Raw genomic sequence first — 24,360 nt, forward strand, 5'->3', positions numbered from 1 at the left:
TTATCCTTCAGATATTGCGTTTTGTATCCAGTTGATATCTCTGCCACTGTCGTGAATGGCGATGACATCAAACCGATAATCAATGGTATGTCCCAGGTGTTTTTGACGGCTGAGCCAAATTTGTGCAGTTTTAACCAATTTGCGCATTTTTGCGTAAGTGACCATTTCTGCGGCTGAGCCATAACGATCGTTCTTACGGTATTTGACTTCAACGAAGACGATAGTTTCATCTTGTTGAAAGATTAAGTCAATTTCCCCGACTTTTGTCAGAAAATTTTGATCTAGAAAGCGCAAACCCTGGCGCAGCAGAAACTGCTTAGCCAGGGTTTCATATTGAGTTCCTATTTGGCGTTTACTAAAGAGCCCCACGCTCTGCCCAGCTTAGCTCTCGTTGTACCACACAGTTTTCGTCGATACTTAGAGTACCAGTCTGACCACGGATGGAAAGTCCGGGAATCACTTTCATCTGAGGTAGCTCACCAATTAATTGATAGGCGTCCATCCCAAGCGCTTTCAGACGGATCTCCATATTGGACTGCTGACCCCAAAGCTCACTCATTTCTGCTGCAATTGTCGGATCTGAATCAATCAGTAGCGGGATATCACTATATATGATGCCGGTAAGATCTTCATACGCTGTACCACCGCTGTTGCTGCGAGAGTTAGAGAACAGTTTTGGTGCTTTTGCGTCAGGGTTAATCGCCACTTCGATGAACGGCTTAATCAGAGTGAGTTCAGTACTTCTTGCCACTATGTACACGGCATCAACATCACGACGGCTGCGCGGTTGTGCTTCCAGTTTAATCTGCATTAATGATTGCATCTGGGCAATGCGTTGCTTACTTTCTTGAAGACCGAATACATCGTTAATGTCTTTCTGAAGTTGGCGGTTGTCACCAAAATAGCTGGTTGCGACTTTGTTGGTGCTGTATTTACGCCACTCTTCATTAAATGCTTCTACTACACGCTGACCGAAATTGTCTTTTGGAGCAAGGATCAGCGGGAAGTTATAGCCCTGGTTGAACAGATATTTTGCCGCTTGCGCGACTTCTTGTTCTGGCGATAGTGTTAAGTAGCAGATATTACCACCAGGCTGAATAACCTCGGGAATGTTCAGTGCCAGTGCCGGAATCGTTGGTCCTTTAGCGGTTCCGTCGATGTCTGCCTGGAACAGCTCAACATTTTCTTTTTGCAGCGGCCCGACAACAAAGTCAATATTTTCACTGATAAGGCGCTGTTTGATCTGTTCAGCGCTGTAGGCATTGGTATCAATGACGGTTACGCTTGCGCTCGGCTCCCGGTACTCATCATTCATCATCGCAAACATAAAGCCTTCACGAATCAACTGTCCTTGAGGGGCAAACTGTCCCGTCAGTGGTAACAGCAGTGCGGTATTATTTGGTTTGACAAAATCCAGAGACAGAATGTTTTGAAGCTCTGTTGGCGTGTAAACCGCGGCTGGGTGCGATGGATTTTCCGCTAGCCAATTCTCTAAAGTATTTCTTAACTGAGAGAGGTTACCTGAAAGGGCTTTTGAGTAAATGGCTAGTTGTAACCAGCCATTCAGAATATCTTCGTTTGGATTGGTTGTGAGTGACGTTAGCTCAGATTCTGAGTAGCTACCAAAGTTCATCCAGATACGGCTGGAGATTTCATCTTGCTCTTCAGGAGAAGCATACTGGCTTAATGACACCAGTTCTCGATTGGCTTCAAAGGGCTGGTTAAGGCTTTGGTAGGCATCTGCACGAAGTGCATAATAATCTTTCCACTGATCGTTTGGCAGTTGCCACCATGATTTAAAGTTGAGTGCCTGGAGTAACTGCGAGTAGTTCCCTTGCTTTTGCTCAATGGTTCCACGTGCGAGTTGCCACTCTGCCTGCTGTACTTCAGACAGTTGCTGGCGAGAAAGACGTGTGATTAGCTGGTTCGCCTGATCAAACTGATTCGCTTGAATTGCGGCTTTAGTTGCCATGATCAACCAGTCGTTTTGTATACTGCCTTCCGTGCTGTCAGCCTGGATCATGTACTGCTGTACCGACTGGGTTGGCTCAAGTGTTACATCGACTACATCTGGTTGTCTCGGGCCTGAAGAACAGGCGGCGAGTGTAATTGCTAGTGCAACAGGAGTAAGTATGCGTGGTACACTGAGTCTCTTATGGTTAATCATTGCCGTGAGTTCTCTATAAAATTTTGTACAAAATTGTCTTTATATTAATCGTTGAAGTGATGGTAAACAAATGACAGATAAAAATAATTTGCCGAATGATGGGCCAACTCTCTATATCGTACCGACTCCAATCGGAAATTTGGCAGATATCACCCAACGTGCTATCGAAGTTCTGTCGAATGTAGACATCATTGCCGCAGAGGATACTCGACATACGGGTAAGCTACTGTCGCACTTCAATATTCAAACCAAAACCTTTGCCTTGCATGACCACAACGAGCAGCAAAAAGCTCAGGTTTTGGTGGAAAAACTACTTTCAGGTCAGTCCATCGCTTTGGTTTCAGACGCTGGTACACCGTTAATCAGTGACCCAGGATACCATTTGGTAACAAAATGTCGTCAAGCGGGCGTAAGAGTTGTGCCTCTTCCTGGTGCGTGTGCGGTAATCACTGCGTTAAGTGCTTCCGGCCTGCCATCTGACCGCTTCAGTTTCGAGGGCTTTTTACCGCCGAAAAGCAAAGGGCGCAAAGATAAGTTCTTAGAAATTGCCTCGGTCGAGCGCACCTGTATCTTCTATGAATCCCCACACCGCATTTTGGACTCTCTAAAAGATATGTTAGACGTTCTTGGTCCGGAACGAGAAGTCGTTTTGGCGCGTGAGCTCACTAAAACCTTTGAAACTATTCAGGGTATGCCTCTTGGTGATCTTATCGACTGGGTGAAAAGTGACGATAACCAACAGCGTGGTGAAATGGTGTTGCTTGTTCATGGACACCGTGAGACTGCAGACGATGCACTGCCGGATGACGCTCTGCGAACGTTAGGAATACTGACTAAAGAGTTGCCACTTAAAAAAGCAGCGGCACTGGTGGCGGAAATTCATAATCTTAAAAAGAATGCACTGTACAAGTGGGGCTTAGAAAACTTGGACTAACAACCAGAACTGTTGTGTAGTTAACTATGTTATGGGCTGATGATATTCATCAGCCCTTTGTTTTTTGCAGGTTTTGACGCAATGTAAAATGTCACTTGAGCAAAAAGGCACCAATTGATGCATTCCTTTCATCATATGTGTGATCTCACTAGACTCTGGGTCGAGAACTCTATACAATCCGCCCTCGGAGTTGACTGGGTAGTCGCTGCTTTGTTGATGTCCTTCGGGAGACTGACAAAGGGGAGGAAAGTCCGGGCTCCATAGAGCAGGGTGCCAGGTAACGCCTGGGGGGCGCAAGCCTACGACAAGTGCAGCAGAGAGAAGACCGCCGATGGCCCCTATTTTCGAATAGTGGTGCACAGGTAAGGGTGAAAGGGTGCGGTAAGAGCGCACCGGACGACTAGCAATAGTTCGTTGCAGGGTAAACTCCACCCGGAGCAAGACCAAATAGGCCTCCACATTGCGTTGCTCGCGTAAGGAGGCGGGTAGGTTGCTTGAGCCAGTGAGTGATTGCTGGCCTAGACGAATGGCTACCGCCGCGCAAGCGGAACAGAACCCGGCTTATGTGTCGACTCCAACTATTCGAGACCCATCATTACTTCATAGTAATGATGGGTTTTTTGCATTTTATTGACTCAGACTACGTCATTACCCATAAACTTGGTATTAAGTCACGTCTAACCCGAGACTTGTGGTGGCGATGATGTGGGAAATCAGTACACTAGGGAATGTTGTTCACTCGCTGAGTTTATCAGCGTAAGTGCTCAACAGGACCTTAAAACCGCTTCAAGATTATTCAACGAGAAAGCTATGACCGAAACCTTCCAGCATATTTCCGTGTTATTAAATGAATCCATTGATGGGCTAGCTATTAAGCCAGACGGTATTTACATTGATGGGACATTTGGCCGAGGCGGTCACAGCCGTACGATTTTGTCTAAGCTAGGCGAAAACGGCAAACTTTATAGTATTGACCGCGATCCGCAGGCTATCGCGGAAGCAGGCAACATCGACGATCCTCGTTTTACCATCATTCACGGACCATTCTCCGGTATGGCACAATATGCCGAGGAGTATGGCCTGGTAGGTAAAGTGGATGGCGTCCTGCTCGATCTTGGTGTTTCTTCTCCTCAGCTGGATGATGCTGAGCGTGGTTTCAGCTTTATGAAAGATGGCCCATTGGATATGCGGATGGATCCGACATCTGGTATTCCGGTGTCACAGTGGTTGGTGGAAGCGGATCTGGACGACATCACTTGGGTTATCCGTGAGTTTGGTGAAGACAAACACGCGCGCCGTATTGCTCGTGCAATTGTTGATTATCGTGAAAATGAAGAAAATGAGCCACTTACTCGCACAGGTCAGTTAGCTAAATTGATCTCAGAAGCTGCGCCTAAGAGTTTTAAAGAGAAGAAACACCCTGCGACTCGCGCATTTCAGGCTTTTCGTATTTACATCAACAGTGAATTAGAAGAGATTGATACAGCACTTAAAGGTGCCGCGAGTATCCTTGCTCCTGAAGGACGTTTGTCGGTTATCAGCTTCCACTCTCTGGAAGACCGCATGGTTAAGCGGTTTATCCGTAAAGAGAGCAAGGGGCCAGAAGTTCCACACGGCATTCCTTTAACCGAAGCGCAAATTAAAGAGCTTGGCAGCGCAAATATGAAAGCGGTCGGTAAAGCAATCAAACCGACTAAACAAGAAATAGACATGAACCCACGTTCACGCAGCTCTGTGTTAAGAGTTGCTGAAAAGCTCTAGGTCAACAGACCCTAATTACTATGACGAAATCCACTCCTAACCTTGCTAAGTTGATCGCGATGGATTTACTTACTATTGGTCGCTGGCCATTGTTGCTGTTGCTGCTAATTCTGGCTTCGGCAATGGGAGTGGTATTCGCGACCCACCACGCGCGTCAGGCGATCACTGAAAGAGATCACACGCTGGTTGAGCGAGAGCGTTTAGACAGCGAATGGCGCAACCTGATGTTGGAAGAAACAGCCCTGGCAGAACACAGCCGAGTTCAGGACCTTGCAAAAAAGGAGCTTGAAATGAAACGGCCTGATGGCGATAAAGAAGTGGTTATCACACTAAAATGATCAGAAAGAAAACCAGTTCCAGACAAGGAAATAAACGCAAGTCCCTGGCCAAAACTAAAGCGGCCGTCGATGAGAAAAAAGTCGAAAATAAATCTGCCAATGTCATGGCTGAAGAATCGTTCTTGATTCGTTGGCGTTTTCACCTGTTACTGTTTTTTGTCTTCTCTGCTTTTGCCCTTCTTGTCGGGCGGGTTGCCTACATTCAAATCATTGAGCCCGATAACCTGATCAAGCAGGGTGACCTTCGTTCGGTACGTGTAAAGTCGATTCCTTCCGCACGCGGTATTATCTCAGACCGTAATGGAGAGCCACTTGCTGTCAGTGTACCTGTCGAGGCTGTATGGGCTGATCCCGCGACCATCTTTAAAGATAATGCTTTGAGCCAAACCCAGAGTTGGTACGCACTAGCGGATGTACTTGGTGTCGATCGTCAAGGTTTGATTGACAAAATTAAACGCAATGAGAAGCGCCGTTTCATTTATCTGCAGCGTCAGGTCAGCCCTGCAATGGCGAATTATATCCGAGAGCTGAAGTTACCTGGAGTCGGACTTAAATCAGAATCCCGCCGTTATTATCCGGCAGGTGAGGTCAGTGCTCACCTTGTTGGTGTTACCGGGATTGATGGCCACGGTCTGGAGGGCGTCGAGCGCAGCTACGATGAGTGGTTGACGGGTGAAGAAGGCAGAAAAACCATTCGTAAAGATCGCTATGGCCGAGTGGTAGAAAACATTGCGTGGCAGGAAAAACAGGAAGGTAAATCGCTGCAACTGACCATAGATCAGCGCCTGCAATCCATAGCTTATCGTGCAATTAAACAGTCAGTTGCCGATCATCGTGCAACTTCCGGTTCGGCAGTGATGTTGGACGTAAAAACCGGTGCGGTACTGGCGATGGTCAATGCACCATCGTATAACCCGAACAATCGCACTGACTGGCAAAGTTACAAAATGCGCAACCGTGTGATCACCGACTCTATGGAGCCGGGCTCAACAATTAAACCTTTCGTCGTTCTGGCCGCCTTAGAGAATGAGATAGCAGATACCAGCACTATTGTTGATACCGGTAATGGTGTACTTCGATTAGGTGGCAGCCGGGTAAAGGATGTTTCTCCTGTCGGTAAAGCGAATCTAGAGACGATACTGAAAAAATCCAGTAACGTCGGTGTGACCAAGTTAGCGATGCAGATGCCCGTTGAAGCATTGCTCGGCTTGTACAGTTCGGTTGGGTTTGGTGAGCTTTCTGGCCTGAATCTCATCGGGGAAGTCACCGGTATTTTCCCTACCCGTTCACGTTGGTCTCCGATAGAGCATGCCACAATTTCTTTTGGTTATGGTCTGTCGATCACACCTATTCAGTTGGCTCACGCTTATGCGACGCTGGGTAATCTCGGTAAATATGAGCCAATCCATATTATTAAAAGCAATGCCCGTGATATGTCACGGCAAGTGGTTAGCCCTGAGCATGCGCGTCAGGTACTGAATATGTTAGAAACGGTGACGCAGGAGGGGGGCTCGGCTCGCCGTGCTGCAGTACCAGGCTACCGGATTGGGGCCAAAACCGGTACTTCTCGTAAAGCTTCAGCCGGGGGATACAGCGATGAATACATTACTTATACCGCGGGGCTTGCACCTGTAAGCGACCCTAAAATAGCACTGGTTGTGATCGTCAATGAGCCACAAGGTGATGATTACTATGGTGGTTCGGTAGCGTCTCCTGTTTTTTCTGAAATCATGAAAGGCGCACTACAGATCCTGAACGTTGCGCCAGATGAAAATAAATTCCAGCAGTAAACTCGCTTAGTTTACTGCTAAACAACTTGAGTAAACCTGAGCTAAAGCTCGGAGAACAAATATGACTAAAGCCATCAGTATGGACGCATTATTATCTTCTTGGGTTGAGTGCCCGAGCCTCGCGTCCGTTCTTGTTTCTAAACTGGAACTCGATAGCCGACGAGTCCAACCCGGAACAACATTTGTTGCGATTGTTGGTCACGTAGTGGATGGGAGAAAATTTATCCCTTCTGCTATTGAACACGGTGCGAATGCTGTTATTGCACAAGCATGTGATGTCAAAGTGCATGGCACGATAGAAATGGTCGGTGAAACCCCGGTTATCTATTTAGATGCTCTGGATCAGTGTCTGTCTGCCATCGCAGGTCAACTTTACACCTACCCGGAAATGGAGCTTATAGGTGTTACAGGTACCAATGGTAAAACGACTATTACCCAGCTGATTGCGCAGTGGATTGACTTAACCGGTTCCAAAGCGGCCGTCATGGGGACCACGGGGAATGGTTTTCTTGGTCAGCTGCAAGAAGCTGCAAACACCACGGGTAACGCGGTAGAGATCCAGCACACGTTAGCCTCACTGGCGGACCAGAAAGCGAAATACACCGCGCTGGAAGTTTCTTCCCATGGTCTGGTGCAGGGGCGAGTGAAAGCTCTGTCATTTACCGCAGGTGTGTTTACCAATCTGAGCCGTGACCATCTTGATTACCATGGCACGATGGAAGATTATGCCAGCGCTAAGTTTACGCTCTTTACCCAGCATCAATGCGAAAAATCCATCATCAATGTTGATGATGAAGTGGGTGCAGACTGGGCGAGAGAGTTGACGAATGCGATTGCCGTCTCTTTAACGCCGACTTCTGAGTATAAGAATGCCCTTTGGGCCAAGCGTGTGGCGTATGCTGAATCCGGTATTACTATCGAATTCGATGGTAAGTTTGGCGCAGGTGAGCTTTACGCGCCTCTGATTGGTGAGTTCAATGCGACGAACCTGATGCTGGCATTTGCCACTCTGCTAAGCTTAGGTTTCAGCAAACAGGACCTTGTGGCTACAGCAAGTCAACTTCAACCCGTATTAGGCAGGATGGAACTGTTTCAGGCAGAAAAGCGTGCCAAAGTCGTCGTCGATTATGCTCATACACCTGATGCGCTAGAAAAAGCGTTGCAGGCTCTGCGCGTGCATTGTGAAGGTCAGCTTTGGGCTATTGTAGGTTGCGGCGGTGATCGTGATGCTGGCAAGCGTCCGATGATGGCTGAAATTGCGGAGCGACTGGGTGACAGAGTGGTGTTAACAGACGATAACCCTCGCAGTGAAAGCCCTGAACTTATCGTTAAAGATATGCTGTCGGGATTGTCAAAGCCGGCTGACGCAGTGATTGAGCATGATCGTTTCCAGGCGCTGTCTTATGCGCTCGAAAATGCCTCTGCACAAGACATCATATTAGTGGCAGGGAAAGGCCATGAAGACTATCAAATCCGCAATGGTGAAACGATTCACTATTCGGATCGGGAATCGGCTATGCAGCTTTTAGGACTGTCATCATGATCAATGTAACCCTTTCTCAAATTGCCCACATTACCTTCGGTGAGCTGGTCGGTGATGATCTAAGCATCACGGCGGTTTCAACGGATACCAGATCCATTGAGAATGGTTCGCTGTTTGTTGCTTTGGTTGGCGAACGGTTCGATGCGCATGATTTCTGTCAGCAGGCTGCGGAAGCTGGAGCGGGTGCTTTGTTGGTTCAGAAACGCCTCGACGTGAATGTGCCACAGGTTGTTGTGACTGACAGCAAAATTGCTCTGGGTGAACTTGCTGCCTGGGTTCATCACTCTTGCCAGACTCAGACTGTCGCCATTACCGGCAGCTGCGGCAAAACTACCGTGAAGGAGATGGTGGCGAGTATTCTGCAGTTGAAAGGGCAGGTGCTGTTTACTGCGGGTAACTTTAATAATGATATCGGTGTCCCTCTGACATTGCTGCGCTCTCAGGCAGAGGATGATTACGCCGTTATTGAGTTAGGCGCTAATCATATCGGTGAAATCGCTTATACCACGCAGCTAGTTAAACCGGATATTGCGTTAGTCAATAACGTGGCAGCGGCGCATTTAGAAGGCTTTGGTTCTATAGACGGGGTTAAGCAGGCTAAAGGTGAAATTTACCAGGGGCTGTCGGCTGGCGGGGTGGCAATTGTCAACTTGGATAGTCAGGGTGATGCTCAGTGGCAGCCTGTTCTTGCTGATAAAAAGGTGATTACTTTCTCGCAGTCTAACCCTCAGGCTAACTTTTATGCGTCCGGCGTAACCATGAATGAAGAGGGGAAAGCCAGCTTCACTCTGCATATCTCAGATGACTCGCAACAAATTGAACTATCTCTGGGTATTATTGGTCAACACAATGTTGCTAACGCGATAGCTGCGTCGATCATTGCTCTGCAGATGGGTGCGACAAGCGAAGAGATTCAGTCTGGTCTGATGCACCTCAACAAGGTTAAAGGCCGTGTTGACGTCGAACAGCTGAGCCCGTCCGTCAAACTGATTGATGACAGCTATAACGCCAGTGTACCTGCAATGAAGGCCGCGGTTGACTTGCTGGGGACTTTTAAAGGTCAGCGTTGGCTGATTTTGGGTAATATGGCGGAATTGGGTAAGGAAAGTCTTGCACTTCATCGTCAAGTCGGGGAACATGCTGCCCCACTAAAATTTGAACATGTTCTCACTTATGGTACGGATGCAAGGGTCATTAGCGACCTGTGCGACGGTATCCATTTTGAAACGCATCAAGAGATGATTGACTACATCAAGCAGCATCTAGACCAAACCGTTTCTGAAAACCATACCATTCTGGTTAAGGGAGCGAACGGTGCTCGTATGTTTGAAGTCGCTGCTGCTTTGAAGGAGTATTTTTAATGTTTATCTGGCTTGCCGAGCTGCTACAGCCATACTTTTCTTTTTTTCGTTTGTTTGAATACCTCTCTTTTCGAGCAATTATCAGCGTACTCACTGCCTTAGGTCTGTCACTTTGGATGGGGCCTATCATGATCAAGCGCCTGCAGATGCTTCAGATTGGTCAGGTAGTACGTAACGAAGGTCCTGAATCTCACTTTAGCAAACGTGGTACCCCGACAATGGGGGGGATCATGATTTTGGCTGCAATTTCTATCACTATTCTTCTCTGGGCCGATTTATCCAACCCTTATGTTTGGGCTGTGTTGGCTGTACTACTCGGCTATGGCGCGGTCGGCTTCGTTGACGATTACCGCAAAGTGGTGCGTAAGAATACTGATGGTCTGATAGCACGCTGGAAATACTTTTGGCAGTCTCTGATCGCATTTGTGGTTGCGTTCGCGTTGTACGCTTATGGTAAAGATACTGCTGCAACTCAGCTTGTGGTGCCATTCTTCAAAGATGTGATGCCTCAGATGGGGATGTTTTATATTCTGTTCACGTATTTTGTGATTGTTGGTACCAGTAACGCCGTTAACCTGACCGACGGTCTGGATGGTCTTGCGATTATGCCTACGGTACTTGTTGCGGCAGGCTTTGCGGCCATTGCATGGGCGACGGGTAACGTTAACTTTTCTGAATACCTGCATATACCATATCTTCCTCATGCATCTGAGCTGGTGGTGGTGTGTACAGCGATTGTTGGTGCTGGTCTCGGCTTTTTGTGGTTCAACACTTATCCGGCACAGGTGTTCATGGGCGATGTAGGCTCACTGGCTCTGGGTGGAGCTCTGGGGACTATTGCAGTGTTGGTTCGTCAGGAATTTGTACTGGTTATCATGGGTGGTGTTTTTGTTATGGAAACCCTGTCTGTAATTCTTCAGGTAGGTTCATACAAACTGCGTGGCCAGCGTATTTTCCGCATGGCACCAATTCACCATCACTACGAACTTAAAGGCTGGCCAGAACCTCGTGTAATCGTGCGTTTCTGGATTATTTCTATTGTTCTTGTCCTGATTGGCCTGGCAACGCTGAAGGTGCGTTAATCGCACCCTCTCAGACAAGATATACAGTGTGAACATTTATGGAACGTTGGCATAACATACATAACGTTGTCGTCGTAGGGCTCGGTATTACCGGGCTCTCTGTCGTTAAACACCTGAGAAAAAACCAGCCTCAGCTGGTTGTCAAAGTCATTGATACGCGTGCTAATCCACCGGGGGCAGAACGCCTTCCTCAATGTGTGGAGCTGCACAGCGGCGGCTGGAATACAGCATGGCTTGCAGAAGCGGATCTGGTTGTTACTAACCCGGGTATCGCGCTTGCGACGCCTGAAATTCAGTCGGTACTGAATCGTGGCACGCCTGTTGTTGGGGATATTGAACTGTTTGCCTGGGCTGTCACTAAGCCAGTCGTTGCTATTACTGGCTCCAATGGCAAGAGCACCGTGACGGATCTGACCGGAGTCATGGCAAAAGCCGCGGGTTTAAAGGTTGGTGTTGGTGGCAATATCGGTGTACCTGCCCTGGACCTACTCGAGCAGGAGGCCGACCTGTATGTACTGGAGCTGTCCAGTTTCCAGTTGGAAACCACTTCGAGTCTTCAGTTAAAAGCGGCGGCGTTTCTGAACCTGTCTGAAGATCATATGGATCGCTATCAAGGTATGACTGACTACCGGGCAGCGAAACTGCGTATTTTCAATCATGCTGCGATTGCGGTGGTAAACCGTGATGACCCGGAAACCTTCCCTGAAAAAAATATGCCTATGGTGACATTTGGCAGTGATACTCAGGAGTTTGGTTTAGAAGTTGACGGCGAAAAAACCTGGTTGCTTGACCATGGTCAACGCATTATAGCCAGCAATGAACTTAAGCTCGTCGGCAAGCACAACTTGGCGAATGTCCTGGTTGTACTGGCACTGCTTAGAGCTGCGAATGTTGAATGTCACAACACATTGAATACACTGAAAAACTACACCGGGCTGACACATCGTTGCCAGGTTGTTGAGGATAATCAGGGTGTTAAGTGGGTCAATGACTCCAAAGCAACGAATATAGCAAGTACGATGGCGGCGTTATCGGGGCTGGAACTAACTGGTACTTTGTACTTGTTGGTCGGTGGCGTCGGTAAAGGTGCTGACTTCTCTCCGTTAAAACCTATCTTAGCGGCACTCAATGTGCAGCTTTGTTGTTTTGGTGCTGATGGCGATGCCTTTTTGCCTCTCCACGAGTCTGCTATTCGTTTCGATACGATGGAAGATGTGATTCAGCGAATATCTTCAAAGTTAAAACCGGGTGATATGGTGATGCTGTCCCCTGCATGTGCTAGCTTTGATCAATTTGACAACTTTATGGCAAGAGGCGACGCGTTCGCGGCTCTTGCCAATCAATACGCATAATAATTTAAGGTTACTCATTTCGTGGGTTTAGGAAACGTTAAACATAATATCGGTCACTGGCTTAGGCACCCCGCACCACAGGCATTGTTTGATCGCCAGTTAGTATGGATTGCACTGGGTTTGATGTTGACTGGTTTGATCATGGTAACATCGGCTTCTTTTCCTATCAGCTCACGACTGACTGACCAGCCATTTCACTTTATGTTCCGTCACGCTACCTTCCTTGTGCTGGCACTCGGGACTTCGGCAGTAATACTTCAGGTGCCTTTAAAGGAGTGGTTCAAACGGAGTCACTACTTACTTTGGGTCTCTTTTGCCTTGCTGGTCGTTGTGTTGCTTGCGGGCAAATCAGTAAATGGTGCGTCTCGCTGGATACCTCTGGGGCTGTTTAACCTGCAGCCTGCTGAGGTAGCAAAACTCTCACTGTTCATCTTTATGTCTGGTTACCTGGTACGTAAGCAAGATGAAGTCCGCCAGACATTTTTTGGCGGCTTTATGAAGCCAATTATGGTGTTTGCATCTTTCGCCGTCTTGTTGCTCGGACAGCCAGACCTAGGGACCGTTGTCGTTATGCTGGTGACCTTATTCGGCATGCTATTCATTGCTGGTGCAAAGCTGACACAGTTTGTCGCACTTATGGTGGCTGGTGTTGGTGCCGTCGTGGGTTTGATTTTGGTCGAACCTTACCGGATGCGACGTGTAACGTCATTTCTTGACCCTTGGGAAGACCCATTCGGCAGCGGCTACCAGCTGACTCAGTCATTGATGGCATTTGGACGCGGTGAATGGTTTGGCCAGGGGCTCGGTAACTCGATTCAGAAACTCGAATACTTGCCAGAAGCGCATACCGATTTTGTATTTGCGGTACTGGCTGAAGAGTTAGGCTTTGTAGGTGTCGTGTTGATACTGATGCTGATTTTCAGTTTAGTACTTAAAGCGGTTTACATCGGCAAACGCGCCTTTGAAGAAGGTGAAATGTTTGGCGGATATCTCGCGTTTGGTATCGGTATCTGGTTCGCGTTCCAGACTCTGGTTAACGTCGGCGCTGCGGCAGGTATCGTACCAACCAAAGGTTTGACGCTGCCACTGATCAGTTATGGTGGTTCCAGCCTGATTATAATGTCCGTTGCAGTATCTATATTGCTGCGAATTGATCACGAATGCCGCCTGAAACGCGAGCAACAACAATCAGAACAACAGACTAATGATGAAAACTAAACGTTTGATGGTGATGGCTGGTGGTACTGGCGGTCACGTATTTCCGGGTCTTGCCGTTGCAAAACAGCTGCAAGAGCAGGGTTGGGAGATCCGCTGGTTAGGTACCGCAGATCGAATGGAAGCGGATTTAGTGCCTAAGCACGGTATTGAAATCGACTTCATCAAAGTGAAAGGCCTGAGAGGGCAAGGCGTTAAGCGTCTTTTAGCTGCACCGTTTCAAATCATTAATGCCATTATGCAGGCACGAGATCATATGAAACGCTGGCAGCCGGATGCCGTTCTCGGCATGGGTGGCTACGTCAGTGGGCCTGGTGGTATTGCTGCCTGGCTTAGTGGTATACCGGTTGTACTTCATGAACAAAATGCAGTGGCTGGCTTAACTAACCAGTGGTTGTCTAAAATCGCTAAAAAAGTATTTCAGGCTTTCCCGGGAGCTTTTCCGAAAGCAGAAGTTGTCGGCAACCCTGTACGTGAAGATGTGATTCAACTTGAAGAGCCGTCAGTACGTATGCAAGACCGCCAAGATCCGATTCGCATCTTGGTAATGGGCGGAAGCCAGGGCGCGCGTATTCTTAATCAGACGCTTCCTGCGGTAATGGCAAATCTTGGTGAAACGTACTGCATTCGTCATCAGGCAGGTAAAGGCGCAGCTCAAGAGGTACAGGTGGCTTATCAGGAGCACAAGGTGAACAATGCCGAAGTGACCGAATTTATCGATGATGTGGCCGAAGCCTATGCATGGGCTGATTTACTGGTGTGCCGTTCAGGCGCACTGACGGTATCCGAAGTGTCTGCTGCTGGTGTCGGCGCTATTTTTGTTCCGTTTATGCATAAAGACCGTCAACAGGCACTTAATGCCGATCACTTAGTGGACTGCGGGGCGGCAAAAATGATTGAGCAGCCAGAACTGACCGTTGAGTCACTTACGCAGCAAATTCAACAGCTTGATCGTGCCGCTTTACTAGAGATGGCTGAGCAGGCGCGTGGTGCCGCTAAATTAGATGCTGACAAAGTTGTCGCACAAGCTATCGTCGCTTTGACCGAAAAGCATTAATGAATTACCGAGAATAGAAACAGATGACTATCAAACATACCCAAGACTTAGCTCAGATTCGTGCAATGGTTCCAGAGATGCGTCGTGTTAAATCCATCCACTTCATAGGAATTGGTGGCGCGGGAATGAGCGGTATTGCTGAAGTGCTTCTCAATGAAGGTTATCAAATTACTGGCTCAGATTTGTCTAAGAACCCGGTTACCGAGAGACTGGCTTCTAAAGGCGCAACCATCTATATCGGTCATCAGGAGAGTAATGTTGAGAAAGCAAGTGTGGTGGTGGTTTCTACGGCGATCAATGAAGAAAACCCAGAAGTGATGGCCGCTCGTGAGCTTCGTATCCCTATTGTTCGCCGGGCAGAAATGCTGGCAGAGCTGATGCGCTTTCGTCATGGTATTGCGGTCGCTGGCACGCATGGCAAAACCACAACAACCGCTCTGGTCACTCAAATCTACTCAGAAGCGGGTCTGGATCCAACGTTTGTTAACGGCGGCTTAGTCAAAAGTGCTGGCACGAATGCTCGTTTAGGCTCCAGCCGAATTCTGATTGCCGAAGCGGACGAAAGTGACGCGTCATTTCTGCATCTTCAGCCGATGGTGAGTATTGTCACCAATATCGAAGCCGACCATATGGATACTTATGGCGGTGACTTTGAAACACTGAAACAAACGTTTATTGATTTTCTGCATAATCTGCCATTTTACGGTCAGGCAATTGTTTGTATTGACGATCCTGTTATTCGTGAGCTGATACCACGTATCAGTCGTCAGGTGATCACTTACGGATTTGCTAAAGATGCAGATGTACGTATAGAGAATTATCGCCAGGATGGCCAGCAAGGTAAATTTACTGTCGTACGTAAAGGCAGAGCAGACCTTGATATCACCTTAAATATCCCGGGCCGCCACAATGCACTCAATGCTTCAGCTGCCATTGCTGTGGCGACAGAAGATGATGTTGAAGATGAAGCGATTCTTAAAGCAATGGCGGGAACACAAGGCACAGGTCGTCGTTTTGACCACCTAGGTGAGTTTGATACAGGTAATGGTCATGCCATGCTGGTGGATGACTACGGGCATCACCCAACTGAAGTTGGTGTAACCATCGACGCAGCGCGCAGCGGTTGGCAGGACAAACGTCTAGTGATGATTTTCCAGCCCCACCGTTACAGCCGAACTCGCGATCTGTATGATGACTTTGCTAACGTACTTGAACAGGTTGACGTGTTAATTATGCTGGATGTCTATGCGGCAGGTGAGAAGCCAATCTCGGGAGCGGATGGACGTTCTTTATGTCGTACTATTCGCAGTCGGGGTAAAGTCGATCCAATTTTCGTGCAGGAAATCGGGCAATTACCGTCAGTTTTAGCGAACGTTATACAGGATGGCGACCTGATTTTGACCCAAGGTGCGGGAGATATTGGTAAAGTTGCCAAACAGCTCGCAGCTCTTGAGTTAAATATCAATAAAATGATGGGATAAGCTAGATCACGGTGCAAACTTTAAGATAAAGATCTAGATCTCGATTTTGCGCCAAGAACGTTGTGATTTATTACTATCAGTGTTTGATAGTTTATTAGAGCTCAGTATAATCCCAAGGTTAAAGTCATTACTCTTTGTTGGTGCGTAAAACACCGGCAGAGGTACGCTGCAAAAGTCAGGAAACGAAGACGTTGTTGAATATTGCACTAAACGAAGAGCGGCTAGATACGGACGATAACCGTGGCCGACAGGAAAAAATCTTAGGTGCGCTGTTTTTCGTTGTAGTCGTGACTTTAATTAGTTCGGTTTTGTTCTCGGCGATCAGTTGGATGTGGGATGACCAAAGGTTACCTCTTTCCAAAATAGTGCTCCAGGGAAAGCTGGAGTATATCAAAGCGGATGATGTTCAAGTCGCACTCAGCAGAATTGATCACATCGGAACCTTTATGTCGCAAGACATTGATGTATTGCAGCAAAGTGTTGAAGCTCTGCCTTGGGTTGCTCATGCAGCAATCAGAAAGCAGTGGCCTGACACAGTAAAAGTTTTTTTGACAGAGTATCATCCAGAAGCCATCTGGAATGGCAACGAGCTGTTGGATAAAGACGGCTTGGTATTTGATGGGGATATTGGTCTGCTCAAGGAAGAAAAAGTTAAGTTGTACGGACCCCAAGGCAGCGGATCGGAGGTGCTACAAACCTACCGTGATCTGAGTCCTAAGTTTCAACAACTGGGTTTAGCAATTTCGTCTCTGGTGTTAAACGAGCGACGCGCTTGGCAAATCATTCTTGAAAATGGTATTCGATTAGAGCTCGGTAAAGAGTCTCTTCTTGAGCGTATAGAGCGTTTTTTTTTCGCTTTATAACAAGCTTGGTAGTGACACTCAAAGAATCAGCTATATCGATCTCAGGTACGATACAGGGGCTGCAGTCGGTTGGTTTCCTGAAGAAGAGTTAGAAGAGAGTACAGATGACTAAGGCCGCAGAAGACAACATTATTGTTGGTCTTGATATAGGCACTGCAACCGTATCAGCTCTGGTGGGCGAAGTTTTGCCTGACGGCCAAATTAATATTATTGGTGCGGGTAGCAGCCCTTCGCGCGGTATGGATAAAGGTGGCGTGAATGACTTGGAGTCGGTTGTAAAATCAGTACAACGCGCAGTTGATCAGGCTGAATTAATGGCAGAGTGCCAGATCAGCCGGGTATTCATTTCGTTGTCTGGTAAGCATATCGCAAGCCGAATCGAAAAAGGTATGGGTACGATATCTGATGAGGAAGTTTCTCAGGAAGATATGGACAGAGCTATCCATACTGCAAAATCTATTAAAATCGGTGATGAACAGCGAATCCTGCATGTGATTCCACAAGAGTTCACTATCGATTACCAGGAAGGAATCAAGAATCCTCTTGGCCTTTCCGGGGTAAGAATGGAAGTGAGTGTCCATCTTATCACGTGCCATAATGACATGGCGCGTAATATCATTAAGGCAGTAGAACGTTGCGGCCTTAAGGTAGAGCAACTCGTATTCTCTGGGCTTGCTGCAAGTAATGCGGTAATCACCGAAGATGAAAGAGAGCTTGGAGTTTGTGTGGTCGATATTGGCGCCGGCACGATGGATGTTGCTATCTGGACTGGTGGTGCGCTACGTCACACTGAGGTGTTTTCATACGCAGGAAATGCCGTAACCAGCGATATTGCTTTTGCTTTTGGTACGCCAGTAAGCGATGCTGAAGAAATAAAAGTAAAGTATGGCTGTGCTTTGAGCGAACTGGTCAGTAAGGATGACACGGTTAACGTACCGAGCGTAGGTGGGCGTCCTTCACGAAGTCTGCAGCGTCAGACGTTGTCAGAAGTGATTGAGCCACGCTACTCTGAGCTCATGGGACTGGTTAACCAAACTATCGATTCCGTTCAGGCTAAATTGCGTGCAGAGGGCATTAAGCACCATCTTGCCGCTGGTGTTGTTCTAACCGGCGGTGCTGCGCAAATGGACGGAGTGGTAGAATGTGCGGAACGCGTATTCCGCAATCAAGTAAGGGTCGGCAAGCCGCTTGAAGTTAGCGGATTAACTGACTATGTAAAAGAGCCGTACCATTCTACGGCAGTTGGATTACTTCATTACGCAAGAGACATGCAGTCCAGCGACGATAGCGATTACAATGAACCTAAACGCTCATCTGTTACTGGCTTTTTCGGTAAATTGCGTAACTGGATACAAAAAGAGTTTTAACCTGAGTTGCAGGATAAACGGAGACAACACATGTTTGAACCGATGATGGAAATGTCTGACGATGCAGTGATCAAAGTCGTTGGAGTTGGTGGCGGCGGTGGTAACGCTGTTGAACACATGGTGCGTGAATCCATCGAAGGTGTGGAATTCATCAGCGTGAATACTGATGCGCAAGCACTTCGTAAGACAAGCGTTGGCAATGTTATTCAGATTGGTGGTGATATCACTAAAGGTCTGGGTGCAGGTGCGAATCCACAGGTCGGCCGTGAGGCAGCTCTAGAAGATAGAGATAGAATTAAAGATTCCATAACTGGTGCCGATATGGTGTTTATCGCAGCAGGTATGGGCGGTGGTACAGGTACTGGTGCAGCACCTGTTATTGCTGAAGTAGCGAAAGAACTAGGCATTCTTACTGTAGCAGTGGTGACAAAACCATTTAGCTTTGAAGGTAAGAAACGTTTAGCGTTTGCAGAACAAGGTATCGACGAGCTTTCAAAACACGTTGACTCATTGATTACCATTCCAAACGAAAAGCTACTTAAAGTTCTTGGTCGTGGTGTGACTTTGCTGGAAGCGTTTGCCAGTGCAAATGACGTTCTTAAAAATGCAGTACAAGGTATCGCAGAACTGATTACTCGTCCTGGCATGATCAACGTCGACTTCGCAGACGTACGAACAGTAATGTCTGAAATGGGTCACGCAATGATGGGTAGCGGTATCGCGAAAGGCGAAGACCGCGCTGAAGAAGCTGCTGAAATGGCAATTTCCAGCCCGCTTCTGGAAGACATCGATCTGGCTGGCGCTCGTGGTGTGCTTGTTAACATCACCGCTGGTCTGGATATGCGTCTTGATGAGTTTGAGACAGTAGGTAACACCGTTAAGGCGTTTGCTTCTGATAACGCGACTGTGGTTATCGGTACGTCTCTAGACCCAGATATGACCGATGAAATCCGTGTAACTGTTGTTGCGACAGGTATCGGCAACGAGAAAAAACCAGATATTACGTTAGTCGCTGGTGGTAAAGCGAAAGTAGCTCCGGCTCCTCAGGCTCAACCACAACAGCAGGTAGTGACTGCGCAAGTTGAAGAGAAACCGGCACAGACTTTGCAAGCTCAAGTGCAAGAGAAGCCAGCGGCAACTCCTCAGCCTGCAAATACTACCGTTTCATCTTCTGCTTCGTCGAGCCAAGGCTCTGCGGCACCAAAGCAAGAGAAAGAAAGCGGCTATTTAGATATACCGGCATTTTTACGTCGTCAGGCTGATTGATCTTTAACCCATAAATTTGACAAGGTTCAAATTTATGGTAGCATTCACGGTCGATGTTACAAGCGACCGTGTTTTGTAGCACAATTTAGAGAGGCAAGCAGATGATCAGACAACGTACTCTGAAAGAGATAGTGAAAACAACTGGTGTGGGTCTCCACTCTGGTCGTAAAGTCACGCTTACTCTGCGCCCGGCTGCTGCAAATACAGGTATCATTTACCGTCGTACAGATGTAAATCCTCCTGTAGATTTTCCAGCTGATCCCGCGTCTGTTCGTGACACAATGCTATGTACAGCATTAGTGAACGATGAAGGCGTGCGTATTTCAACGGTTGAACACTTGAATGCAGCGCTTGCTGGTATGGGTATCGACAACATAATTGTTGAAGTCGACGCGCCTGAAATTCCAATTATGGATGGCAGTGCAAGCCCATTTGTATACTTGCTTCAGCAAGCAGGTATTGAAATGCAAAATGTACCAAAGCGTTTTATCCGTATTAAAAAACCAGTACGTTTCGAAGATGGTGATAAATGGGCAGAATTTGTACCATTTAACGGCTTCCGTATGGACTTTGAAATTGACTTCAACCACCCTGCGATAGAAGCAGACGAGCAACGTCTTCTGTTTGATTTCTCATCAAAAGGGTTTGTTCGCGAAATTTCTCGCGCGCGTACGTTTGGTTTCATGCGTGATATCGAATACCTACAATCTCAGAACCTAGTTTTGGGTGGTAGTTTCGATAACGCTATCGTACTGGATGAGTACCGTATTCTTAATGAAGAAGGTCTGCGCTTTGACAATGAGTTTGTTACTCATAAAGTGTTGGATGCAATTGGTGATCTTTACATGTGTGGTCATCCAATTATTGGTGAATTCCGTGCATTCAAGTCAGGCCATGGTCTGAACAACCAACTTCTACGTGCTGTTCTGGCTGACCAGGAAGCATGGGAATGGACAACATTTGAAGAAGAAGTCGGTTCGCCAGTCGCATTTGCAGAGCCAAATATGGTTTTAGCGTAAACCGCTATCTGATTATAAAAAACCAGGTCTCATGACCTGGTTTTTTTCTATCTGAAACTTACCTGTTTATTTTGATTTATCTGCCATATCGGCCAGTCTTTTCAGTCGCTCCTGAATTTTAGGCGGAGCCATGTCTGCAATTATCATCAAAGACTTTGCTGCTGATTCGGTCAATGGTGGCCGTTTTGGTCGATCATCTTGTTCATATCTGTTGCGATACAAAGACGGATTAATTCTGACTTCAACGCTCATCAGTTTCGCGAAGCCCTGGGTGCGCAATTTATTCAGGATCATCAGGCGATCGTAGTCGATCTTCATTTTGATAGCCGCGCTGGATACATCTATCAACAAGTGGCCATTACGGACATTTGCCACACGGCAATGATCGGCCGTTCCTTTAGGTAAGATCTCTTGCAAGGCTTGATTGAGCTGCAAAATCTCTCCTGCATGTTCCTGAATCTGTTTAAACTGAGAATCAGCGATAACATCTTCTGTCGAGGTAGGGCGGTGATCACGCATAGGTAAAATCTAATTTTGTTGATATATAAGCTATTTTAGAGCAGCTTTCTTGCTAGGTATAGTTTACATTAACGACTTTAGCTTCAGTTTACAATTGGTCCGGAAATGGCTGATTGCAAAGTAAGATTGATAATTTCACCGCTTTGTCGATGAAATACTGACTAATCGAGCACCACTTTAACTAAAAACTTCAGAGTGCTTCAAACAAATAGGTCTATTTATGGTTGTATCGATTAAAAATCCTTACACTAAGCCACAATGTTTCTAAATTTAGCCTTGAAATATGAATGTTTGAACTCAATATCTTTGATAAATGATTTATCTCAGTATTCTTAGTTCCAAATTGGCAGAGACTGAAGGCATTACGAGTAGATCGGTAACGGTCTGATGAAAGAGAGATTCACAAAAAATGATAACTAAGCTACTGACAAAAGTAATTGGCAGTCGCAACGACCGAACACTGCGCCGCCTTAGAAAAATTGTAAAAGAGATTAATAACTACGAGCCCACTTTTGAGGCTCTGAGTGATGAAGAGCTAAAAGCGAAAACTGTTGAATTCCGTGAGCGTCTAGATAAGGGTGAGACTCTAGATAAACTGCTTCCTGAAGCTTTTGCAACGGTTCGTGAAGCGTCTAAACGTGTATACGGGATGCGTCACTTCGATGTACAGATGATTGGTGGCATGGTTCTGAATGCTGGCCAAATTGCGGAAATGCGTACAGGTGAAGGTAAAACTCTGACTGCAACTCTTCCTGCTTACCTTAATGCACTTGCTGGTAAAGGTGTTCACGTGGTAACGGTGAACGATTACCTAGCTAAACGTGACGCTGAGACAAACCGTCCACTATTCGAATTCTTAGGTATGACAGTTGGCGTGAACGTGCCAAACATGCCACCTCAAGAGAAAAAAGAAGCTTATCAGGCGGATATCTTATACGGAACCAACAACGAGTTTGGTTTTGATTATCTCCGTGACAACATGGCTTTCCGTACCGAAGATCGCGTACAACGTGAACGCTTCTTTGCTGTAGTCGACGAAGTTGACTCAATCCTTATCGATGAAGCCCGTACTCCTCTTATCATCTCTGGTCCGGCTGAAGACAGTTCTGAACTGTACACTCGAATCAACCTGTTGATTCCGCACCTTGAAAGACAAGATAAAGAAGATTCTGAAGAATACCGTGGTGATGGTCACTACACGTTAGACGAAAAGTCTAAGCAAGTTTACCTCACAGAGACCGGCCAGGAGTTCGTAGAAGAACTGATGGTCAAAAACGGTTTGATGGAAGAGGGTGACACACTTTACTCTCCTACCAATATTAGCCTACTTCACCACGTTAACGCTGCACTGCGTGCGCATGTGTTGTTTGAACGTAACGTAGATTACATCGTTACTGAAGATGGCGAAGTGGTTATCGTTGACGAACACACTGGTCGTACTATGCCTGGTCGTCGCTGGTCTGAAGGCCTGCACCAAGCGGTAGAAGCGAAAGAAGGCGTTAAGATCCAAAACGAAAACCAAACGCTGGCTTCAATTACTTTCCAGAACTACTTCCGTCTGTATGAAAAGCTGTCAGGTATGACTGGTACAGCAGATACAGAAGCATTTGAATTCCAGTCGATTTACGGTCTGGAAACGGTGGTTGTTCCAACTAACAAGCCGATGATCCGTAACGATATGCCGGATGTGGTGTACCGTACTGAAGCGGAAAAATTCGCGGCAATCATTGAAGATATCAAAGAGCGTGTGGAAAAAGGTCAGCCTTCACTGGTAGGTACAGTATCTATCGAGAAATCTGAACTTCTCTCTAATGCTCTTAAGAAAGCCAAGATCAAACATAACGTACTGAACGCTAAGTTCCACGAGAAAGAAGCGGAAATCGTTGCTGAAGCAGGTATGCCTGGTGCGGTTACCATCGCAACTAACATGGCAGGTCGTGGTACCGATATTGTTCTGGGCGGTAGCTGGCAGGCAAAAGTAGAGTCGCTGGAAAACCCGACTAAAGAACAGATCGATGCGATTAAAGCAGACTGGAAAGTCGTACATGATCAGGTGCTGGAAGCCGGTGGTCTGCACATCATCGGTACTGAGCGTCACGAATCCCGTCGTATCGATAACCAGTTGCGTGGTCGTTCTGGTCGTCAGGGTGATGCGGGTTCTTCACGTTTCTATCTTTCGATGGAAGATTCACTACTGCGTATCTTCACCTCGGATCGTATGGCAAGTCTGATCCAAAGCGGTATGGAAGAAGGCGAAGCGATCGAGTCGAAAATGCTTTCTCGTTCGATTGAAAAAGCACAACGTAAAGTTGAAGGTCGTAACTTCGATATTCGTAAGCAGCTACTTGAGTACGATGACGTAGCGAACGATCAGCGTAAAGTGGTTTATGAACTGCGTGACGAGCTGATGAGCGTCGATGATATCAGCGACATGATCGAGCAAAACCGCGAAGACGTCATGACAGCGATAATTGATGAATACATTCCGCCACAGTCTCTGGAAGAGATGTGGGATGTTGAAGGATTGCAAGAACGTCTGAAAGCTGACTTTGATCTCGATGTACCAGTTAAGCAGTGGCTAGAAGAAGATGACAAACTTTACGAAGAAGCGCTTCGTGAAAAGATCATTGGACTGGCGGTTGACGTATACAAAGCTAAAGAAGAAGTGGTTGGTGCACAAGTGCTACGTAACTTCGAGAAATCAGTGATGCTGCAAACACTGGATACACTTTGGAAAGAACATCTGGCTGCAATGGATCACTTACGTCAAGGTATTCACCTGCGCGGTTACGCACAGAAAAACCCGAAACAAGAGTACAAACGTGAGTCGTTTGAACTGTTTGAAGGTCTGCTGGAAGCACTGAAAACCGATGTAATTACCGTATTGTCTCGTGTACGTGTTCAGCAACAAGAAGAAGTTGAGCGTATGGAAGAGCAACGTCGCGCACAAGCTGAAGAAGCGGCTCGTCGTGCACAGGCTCAACATGCGGCAGCTGAAAACCAGTTATCTGATGGTGAAGAGTCAGAAGGTTCAAACCAGCCAGTCGTTCGTGATGAACGTAAAGTTGGACGTAATGAGCCTTGTCCGTGTGGCAGTGGTAAGAAGTACAAGCAGTGCCACGGTAAAATTGACTAATATAGTTTGATAATTTACAGAGAAAGAGTCGCTTATGCGGCTCTTTTTTTAAGTAAATTTTAATGCCAGTTGGGTTACCTGTCTGTAAGGTATAAGCATTTCATCTTTA

18 protein-coding genes, 1 other RNA gene and 1 pseudogene are annotated in these 24,360 nt (G+C 47.0%); 17 read left to right on the forward strand and 3 right to left on the reverse strand.

The annotated features are described in order from the left end of the window. Entirely contained in the window at nt 1-369 is a 369-nt protein-coding gene (locus KHN79_RS02130; protein WP_182009590.1) for a YraN family protein, read from the reverse strand. After that, on the reverse strand, nt 356-2,167 hold the full coding sequence (locus tag KHN79_RS02135; RefSeq protein ID WP_182009588.1) for a penicillin-binding protein activator: 1,812 nt from the start codon (nt 2,165-2,167) through the stop codon (nt 356-358). The genes KHN79_RS02130 and KHN79_RS02135 overlap by 14 nt, the downstream gene beginning before the upstream one ends. A gap of 70 nt (nt 2,168-2,237) precedes the next feature. Here KHN79_RS02135 and rsmI point away from each other — a divergent pair, with 70 nt between their 5' ends. The 16 genes and pseudogenes from rsmI (at nt 2,238) to lpxC (ending at nt 20,596) form a co-directional block, all read left to right on the forward strand. Continuing rightward, nucleotides 2,238-3,101 (forward strand): 16S rRNA (cytidine(1402)-2'-O)-methyltransferase, encoded by an 864-nt coding sequence (gene rsmI / locus KHN79_RS02140; protein WP_182009586.1) that lies wholly within the window; start codon nt 2,238-2,240, stop codon nt 3,099-3,101. Nucleotides 3,102-3,287: 186 nt separating this feature from the next. Further along, nucleotides 3,288-3,681, forward strand: an RNA gene (gene rnpB, locus KHN79_RS02145) — RNase P RNA component class A. Between the two features lie 230 nt (nt 3,682-3,911). Beyond that, nucleotides 3,912-4,862, forward strand: a complete 951-nt coding sequence (rsmH, locus tag KHN79_RS02150; RefSeq protein ID WP_182009584.1) for a 16S rRNA (cytosine(1402)-N(4))-methyltransferase RsmH — start codon at nt 3,912-3,914, stop codon at nt 4,860-4,862. A gap of 20 nt (nt 4,863-4,882) precedes the next feature. Then, nucleotides 4,883-5,200, forward strand: a complete 318-nt coding sequence (gene ftsL, locus KHN79_RS02155; RefSeq protein WP_182009582.1) for a cell division protein FtsL — start codon at nt 4,883-4,885, stop codon at nt 5,198-5,200. Then, on the forward strand, nt 5,197-6,990 hold the full coding sequence (locus KHN79_RS02160) for a penicillin-binding transpeptidase domain-containing protein (RefSeq protein WP_182009581.1): 1,794 nt from the start codon (nt 5,197-5,199) through the stop codon (nt 6,988-6,990). Before ftsL ends, KHN79_RS02160 begins: the two co-directional genes overlap by 4 nt. Nucleotides 6,991-7,051: 61 nt before the next feature. Continuing rightward, nucleotides 7,052-8,533, forward strand: a complete 1,482-nt coding sequence (murE, locus tag KHN79_RS02165) for a UDP-N-acetylmuramoyl-L-alanyl-D-glutamate--2,6-diaminopimelate ligase (RefSeq protein WP_182009579.1) — start codon at nt 7,052-7,054, stop codon at nt 8,531-8,533. Further along, entirely contained in the window at nt 8,530-9,894 is a 1,365-nt protein-coding gene (murF, locus tag KHN79_RS02170; protein WP_182009577.1) for a UDP-N-acetylmuramoyl-tripeptide--D-alanyl-D-alanine ligase, read from the forward strand. The genes murE and murF overlap by 4 nt, the downstream gene beginning before the upstream one ends. Next, nucleotides 9,894-10,976: a phospho-N-acetylmuramoyl-pentapeptide-transferase gene (mraY, locus tag KHN79_RS02175; protein WP_182009575.1), complete on the forward strand. Its 1,083-nt coding sequence runs from the start codon at nt 9,894-9,896 to the stop codon at nt 10,974-10,976. Before murF ends, mraY begins: the two co-directional genes overlap by 1 nt. Nucleotides 10,977-11,014: 38 nt before the next feature. Then, nucleotides 11,015-12,328: a UDP-N-acetylmuramoyl-L-alanine--D-glutamate ligase gene (murD, locus tag KHN79_RS02180; protein WP_182009573.1), complete on the forward strand. Its 1,314-nt coding sequence runs from the start codon at nt 11,015-11,017 to the stop codon at nt 12,326-12,328. Nucleotides 12,329-12,349: 21 nt separating this feature from the next. After that, a complete protein-coding gene (ftsW, locus tag KHN79_RS02185) occupies nt 12,350-13,546 on the forward strand; it encodes a cell division protein FtsW (protein ID WP_182009571.1) in 1,197 nt (398 codons plus the stop codon). Then, the gene (gene murG / locus KHN79_RS02190; protein ID WP_182009569.1) at nt 13,533-14,600 is read left to right on the forward strand and encodes an undecaprenyldiphospho-muramoylpentapeptide beta-N-acetylglucosaminyltransferase; all 1,068 of its coding nucleotides are present in this window, start codon (nt 13,533-13,535) and stop codon (nt 14,598-14,600) included. The genes ftsW and murG overlap by 14 nt, the downstream gene beginning before the upstream one ends. Nucleotides 14,601-14,623: 23 nt before the next feature. Then, nucleotides 14,624-16,081, forward strand: coding sequence for a UDP-N-acetylmuramate--L-alanine ligase (murC, locus tag KHN79_RS02195; RefSeq protein ID WP_182009567.1), 1,458 nt, complete (start codon nt 14,624-14,626; stop codon nt 16,079-16,081). A 191-nt stretch (nt 16,082-16,272) separates the two neighbouring features. Next, a pseudogene (locus KHN79_RS02200) lies at nt 16,273-17,056 on the forward strand (cell division protein FtsQ/DivIB). Next, complete coding sequence (gene ftsA, locus KHN79_RS02205) at nt 17,049-18,311, forward strand: cell division protein FtsA (protein ID WP_182009565.1); 1,263 nt, start codon at nt 17,049-17,051, stop codon at nt 18,309-18,311. The pseudogene KHN79_RS02200 and the gene ftsA overlap by 8 nt, the downstream one beginning before the upstream one ends. A gap of 30 nt (nt 18,312-18,341) precedes the next feature. After that, a complete protein-coding gene (gene ftsZ / locus KHN79_RS02210; RefSeq protein WP_182009563.1) occupies nt 18,342-19,577 on the forward strand; it encodes a cell division protein FtsZ in 1,236 nt (411 codons plus the stop codon). A gap of 101 nt (nt 19,578-19,678) precedes the next feature. Beyond that, nucleotides 19,679-20,596, forward strand: a complete 918-nt coding sequence (gene lpxC / locus KHN79_RS02215; RefSeq protein WP_182009561.1) for a UDP-3-O-acyl-N-acetylglucosamine deacetylase — start codon at nt 19,679-19,681, stop codon at nt 20,594-20,596. Between the two features lie 66 nt (nt 20,597-20,662). Here lpxC and KHN79_RS02220 read toward each other — a convergent pair whose 3' ends face one another. Next, complete coding sequence (locus KHN79_RS02220) at nt 20,663-21,115, reverse strand: DciA family protein (RefSeq protein ID WP_182009559.1); 453 nt, start codon at nt 21,113-21,115, stop codon at nt 20,663-20,665. Between the two features lie 409 nt (nt 21,116-21,524). On the opposite strand from KHN79_RS02220, the gene secA reads away from it, so the two are divergent. Further along, complete coding sequence (secA, locus tag KHN79_RS02225) at nt 21,525-24,251, forward strand: preprotein translocase subunit SecA (protein ID WP_182009557.1); 2,727 nt, start codon at nt 21,525-21,527, stop codon at nt 24,249-24,251. The last annotated feature ends 109 nt before the right edge of the window (nt 24,252-24,360 follow it).

This window comes from Vibrio sp. B1FLJ16 (assembly GCF_905175385.1).
Taxonomy (GTDB): Bacteria; Pseudomonadota; Gammaproteobacteria; order Enterobacterales; family Vibrionaceae; genus Vibrio.

What these genes read in the sequence shown, in the direction of transcription:
- ftsA (WP_182009565.1), top strand. Translation starts at nt 17,049, where the DNA reads ATGACTAAGGCCGCAGAAGACAACATTATTGTTGGTCTTGATATAGGC.
- mraY (WP_182009575.1), top strand. Translation starts at nt 9,894, where the DNA reads ATGTTTATCTGGCTTGCCGAGCTGCTACAGCCATACTTTTCTTTTTTT.
- rsmI (WP_182009586.1), top strand. Translation starts at nt 2,238, where the DNA reads ATGACAGATAAAAATAATTTGCCGAATGATGGGCCAACTCTCTATATC.
- KHN79_RS02135 (WP_182009588.1), bottom strand. Translation starts at nt 2,167, where the DNA reads ATGATTAACCATAAGAGACTCAGTGTACCACGCATACTTACTCCTGTT.
- KHN79_RS02160 (WP_182009581.1), top strand. Translation starts at nt 5,197, where the DNA reads ATGATCAGAAAGAAAACCAGTTCCAGACAAGGAAATAAACGCAAGTCC.
- lpxC (WP_182009561.1), top strand. Translation starts at nt 19,679, where the DNA reads ATGATCAGACAACGTACTCTGAAAGAGATAGTGAAAACAACTGGTGTG.
- ftsZ (WP_182009563.1), top strand. Translation starts at nt 18,342, where the DNA reads ATGTTTGAACCGATGATGGAAATGTCTGACGATGCAGTGATCAAAGTC.
- murG (WP_182009569.1), top strand. Translation starts at nt 13,533, where the DNA reads ATGATGAAAACTAAACGTTTGATGGTGATGGCTGGTGGTACTGGCGGT.
- murE (WP_182009579.1), top strand. Translation starts at nt 7,052, where the DNA reads ATGACTAAAGCCATCAGTATGGACGCATTATTATCTTCTTGGGTTGAG.
- murF (WP_182009577.1), top strand. Translation starts at nt 8,530, where the DNA reads ATGATCAATGTAACCCTTTCTCAAATTGCCCACATTACCTTCGGTGAG.
- KHN79_RS02220 (WP_182009559.1), bottom strand. Translation starts at nt 21,115, where the DNA reads ATGCGTGATCACCGCCCTACCTCGACAGAAGATGTTATCGCTGATTCT.
- secA (WP_182009557.1), top strand. Translation starts at nt 21,525, where the DNA reads ATGATAACTAAGCTACTGACAAAAGTAATTGGCAGTCGCAACGACCGA.
- murC (WP_182009567.1), top strand. Translation starts at nt 14,624, where the DNA reads ATGACTATCAAACATACCCAAGACTTAGCTCAGATTCGTGCAATGGTT.
- ftsL (WP_182009582.1), top strand. Translation starts at nt 4,883, where the DNA reads ATGACGAAATCCACTCCTAACCTTGCTAAGTTGATCGCGATGGATTTA.
- murD (WP_182009573.1), top strand. Translation starts at nt 11,015, where the DNA reads ATGGAACGTTGGCATAACATACATAACGTTGTCGTCGTAGGGCTCGGT.
- rsmH (WP_182009584.1), top strand. Translation starts at nt 3,912, where the DNA reads ATGACCGAAACCTTCCAGCATATTTCCGTGTTATTAAATGAATCCATT.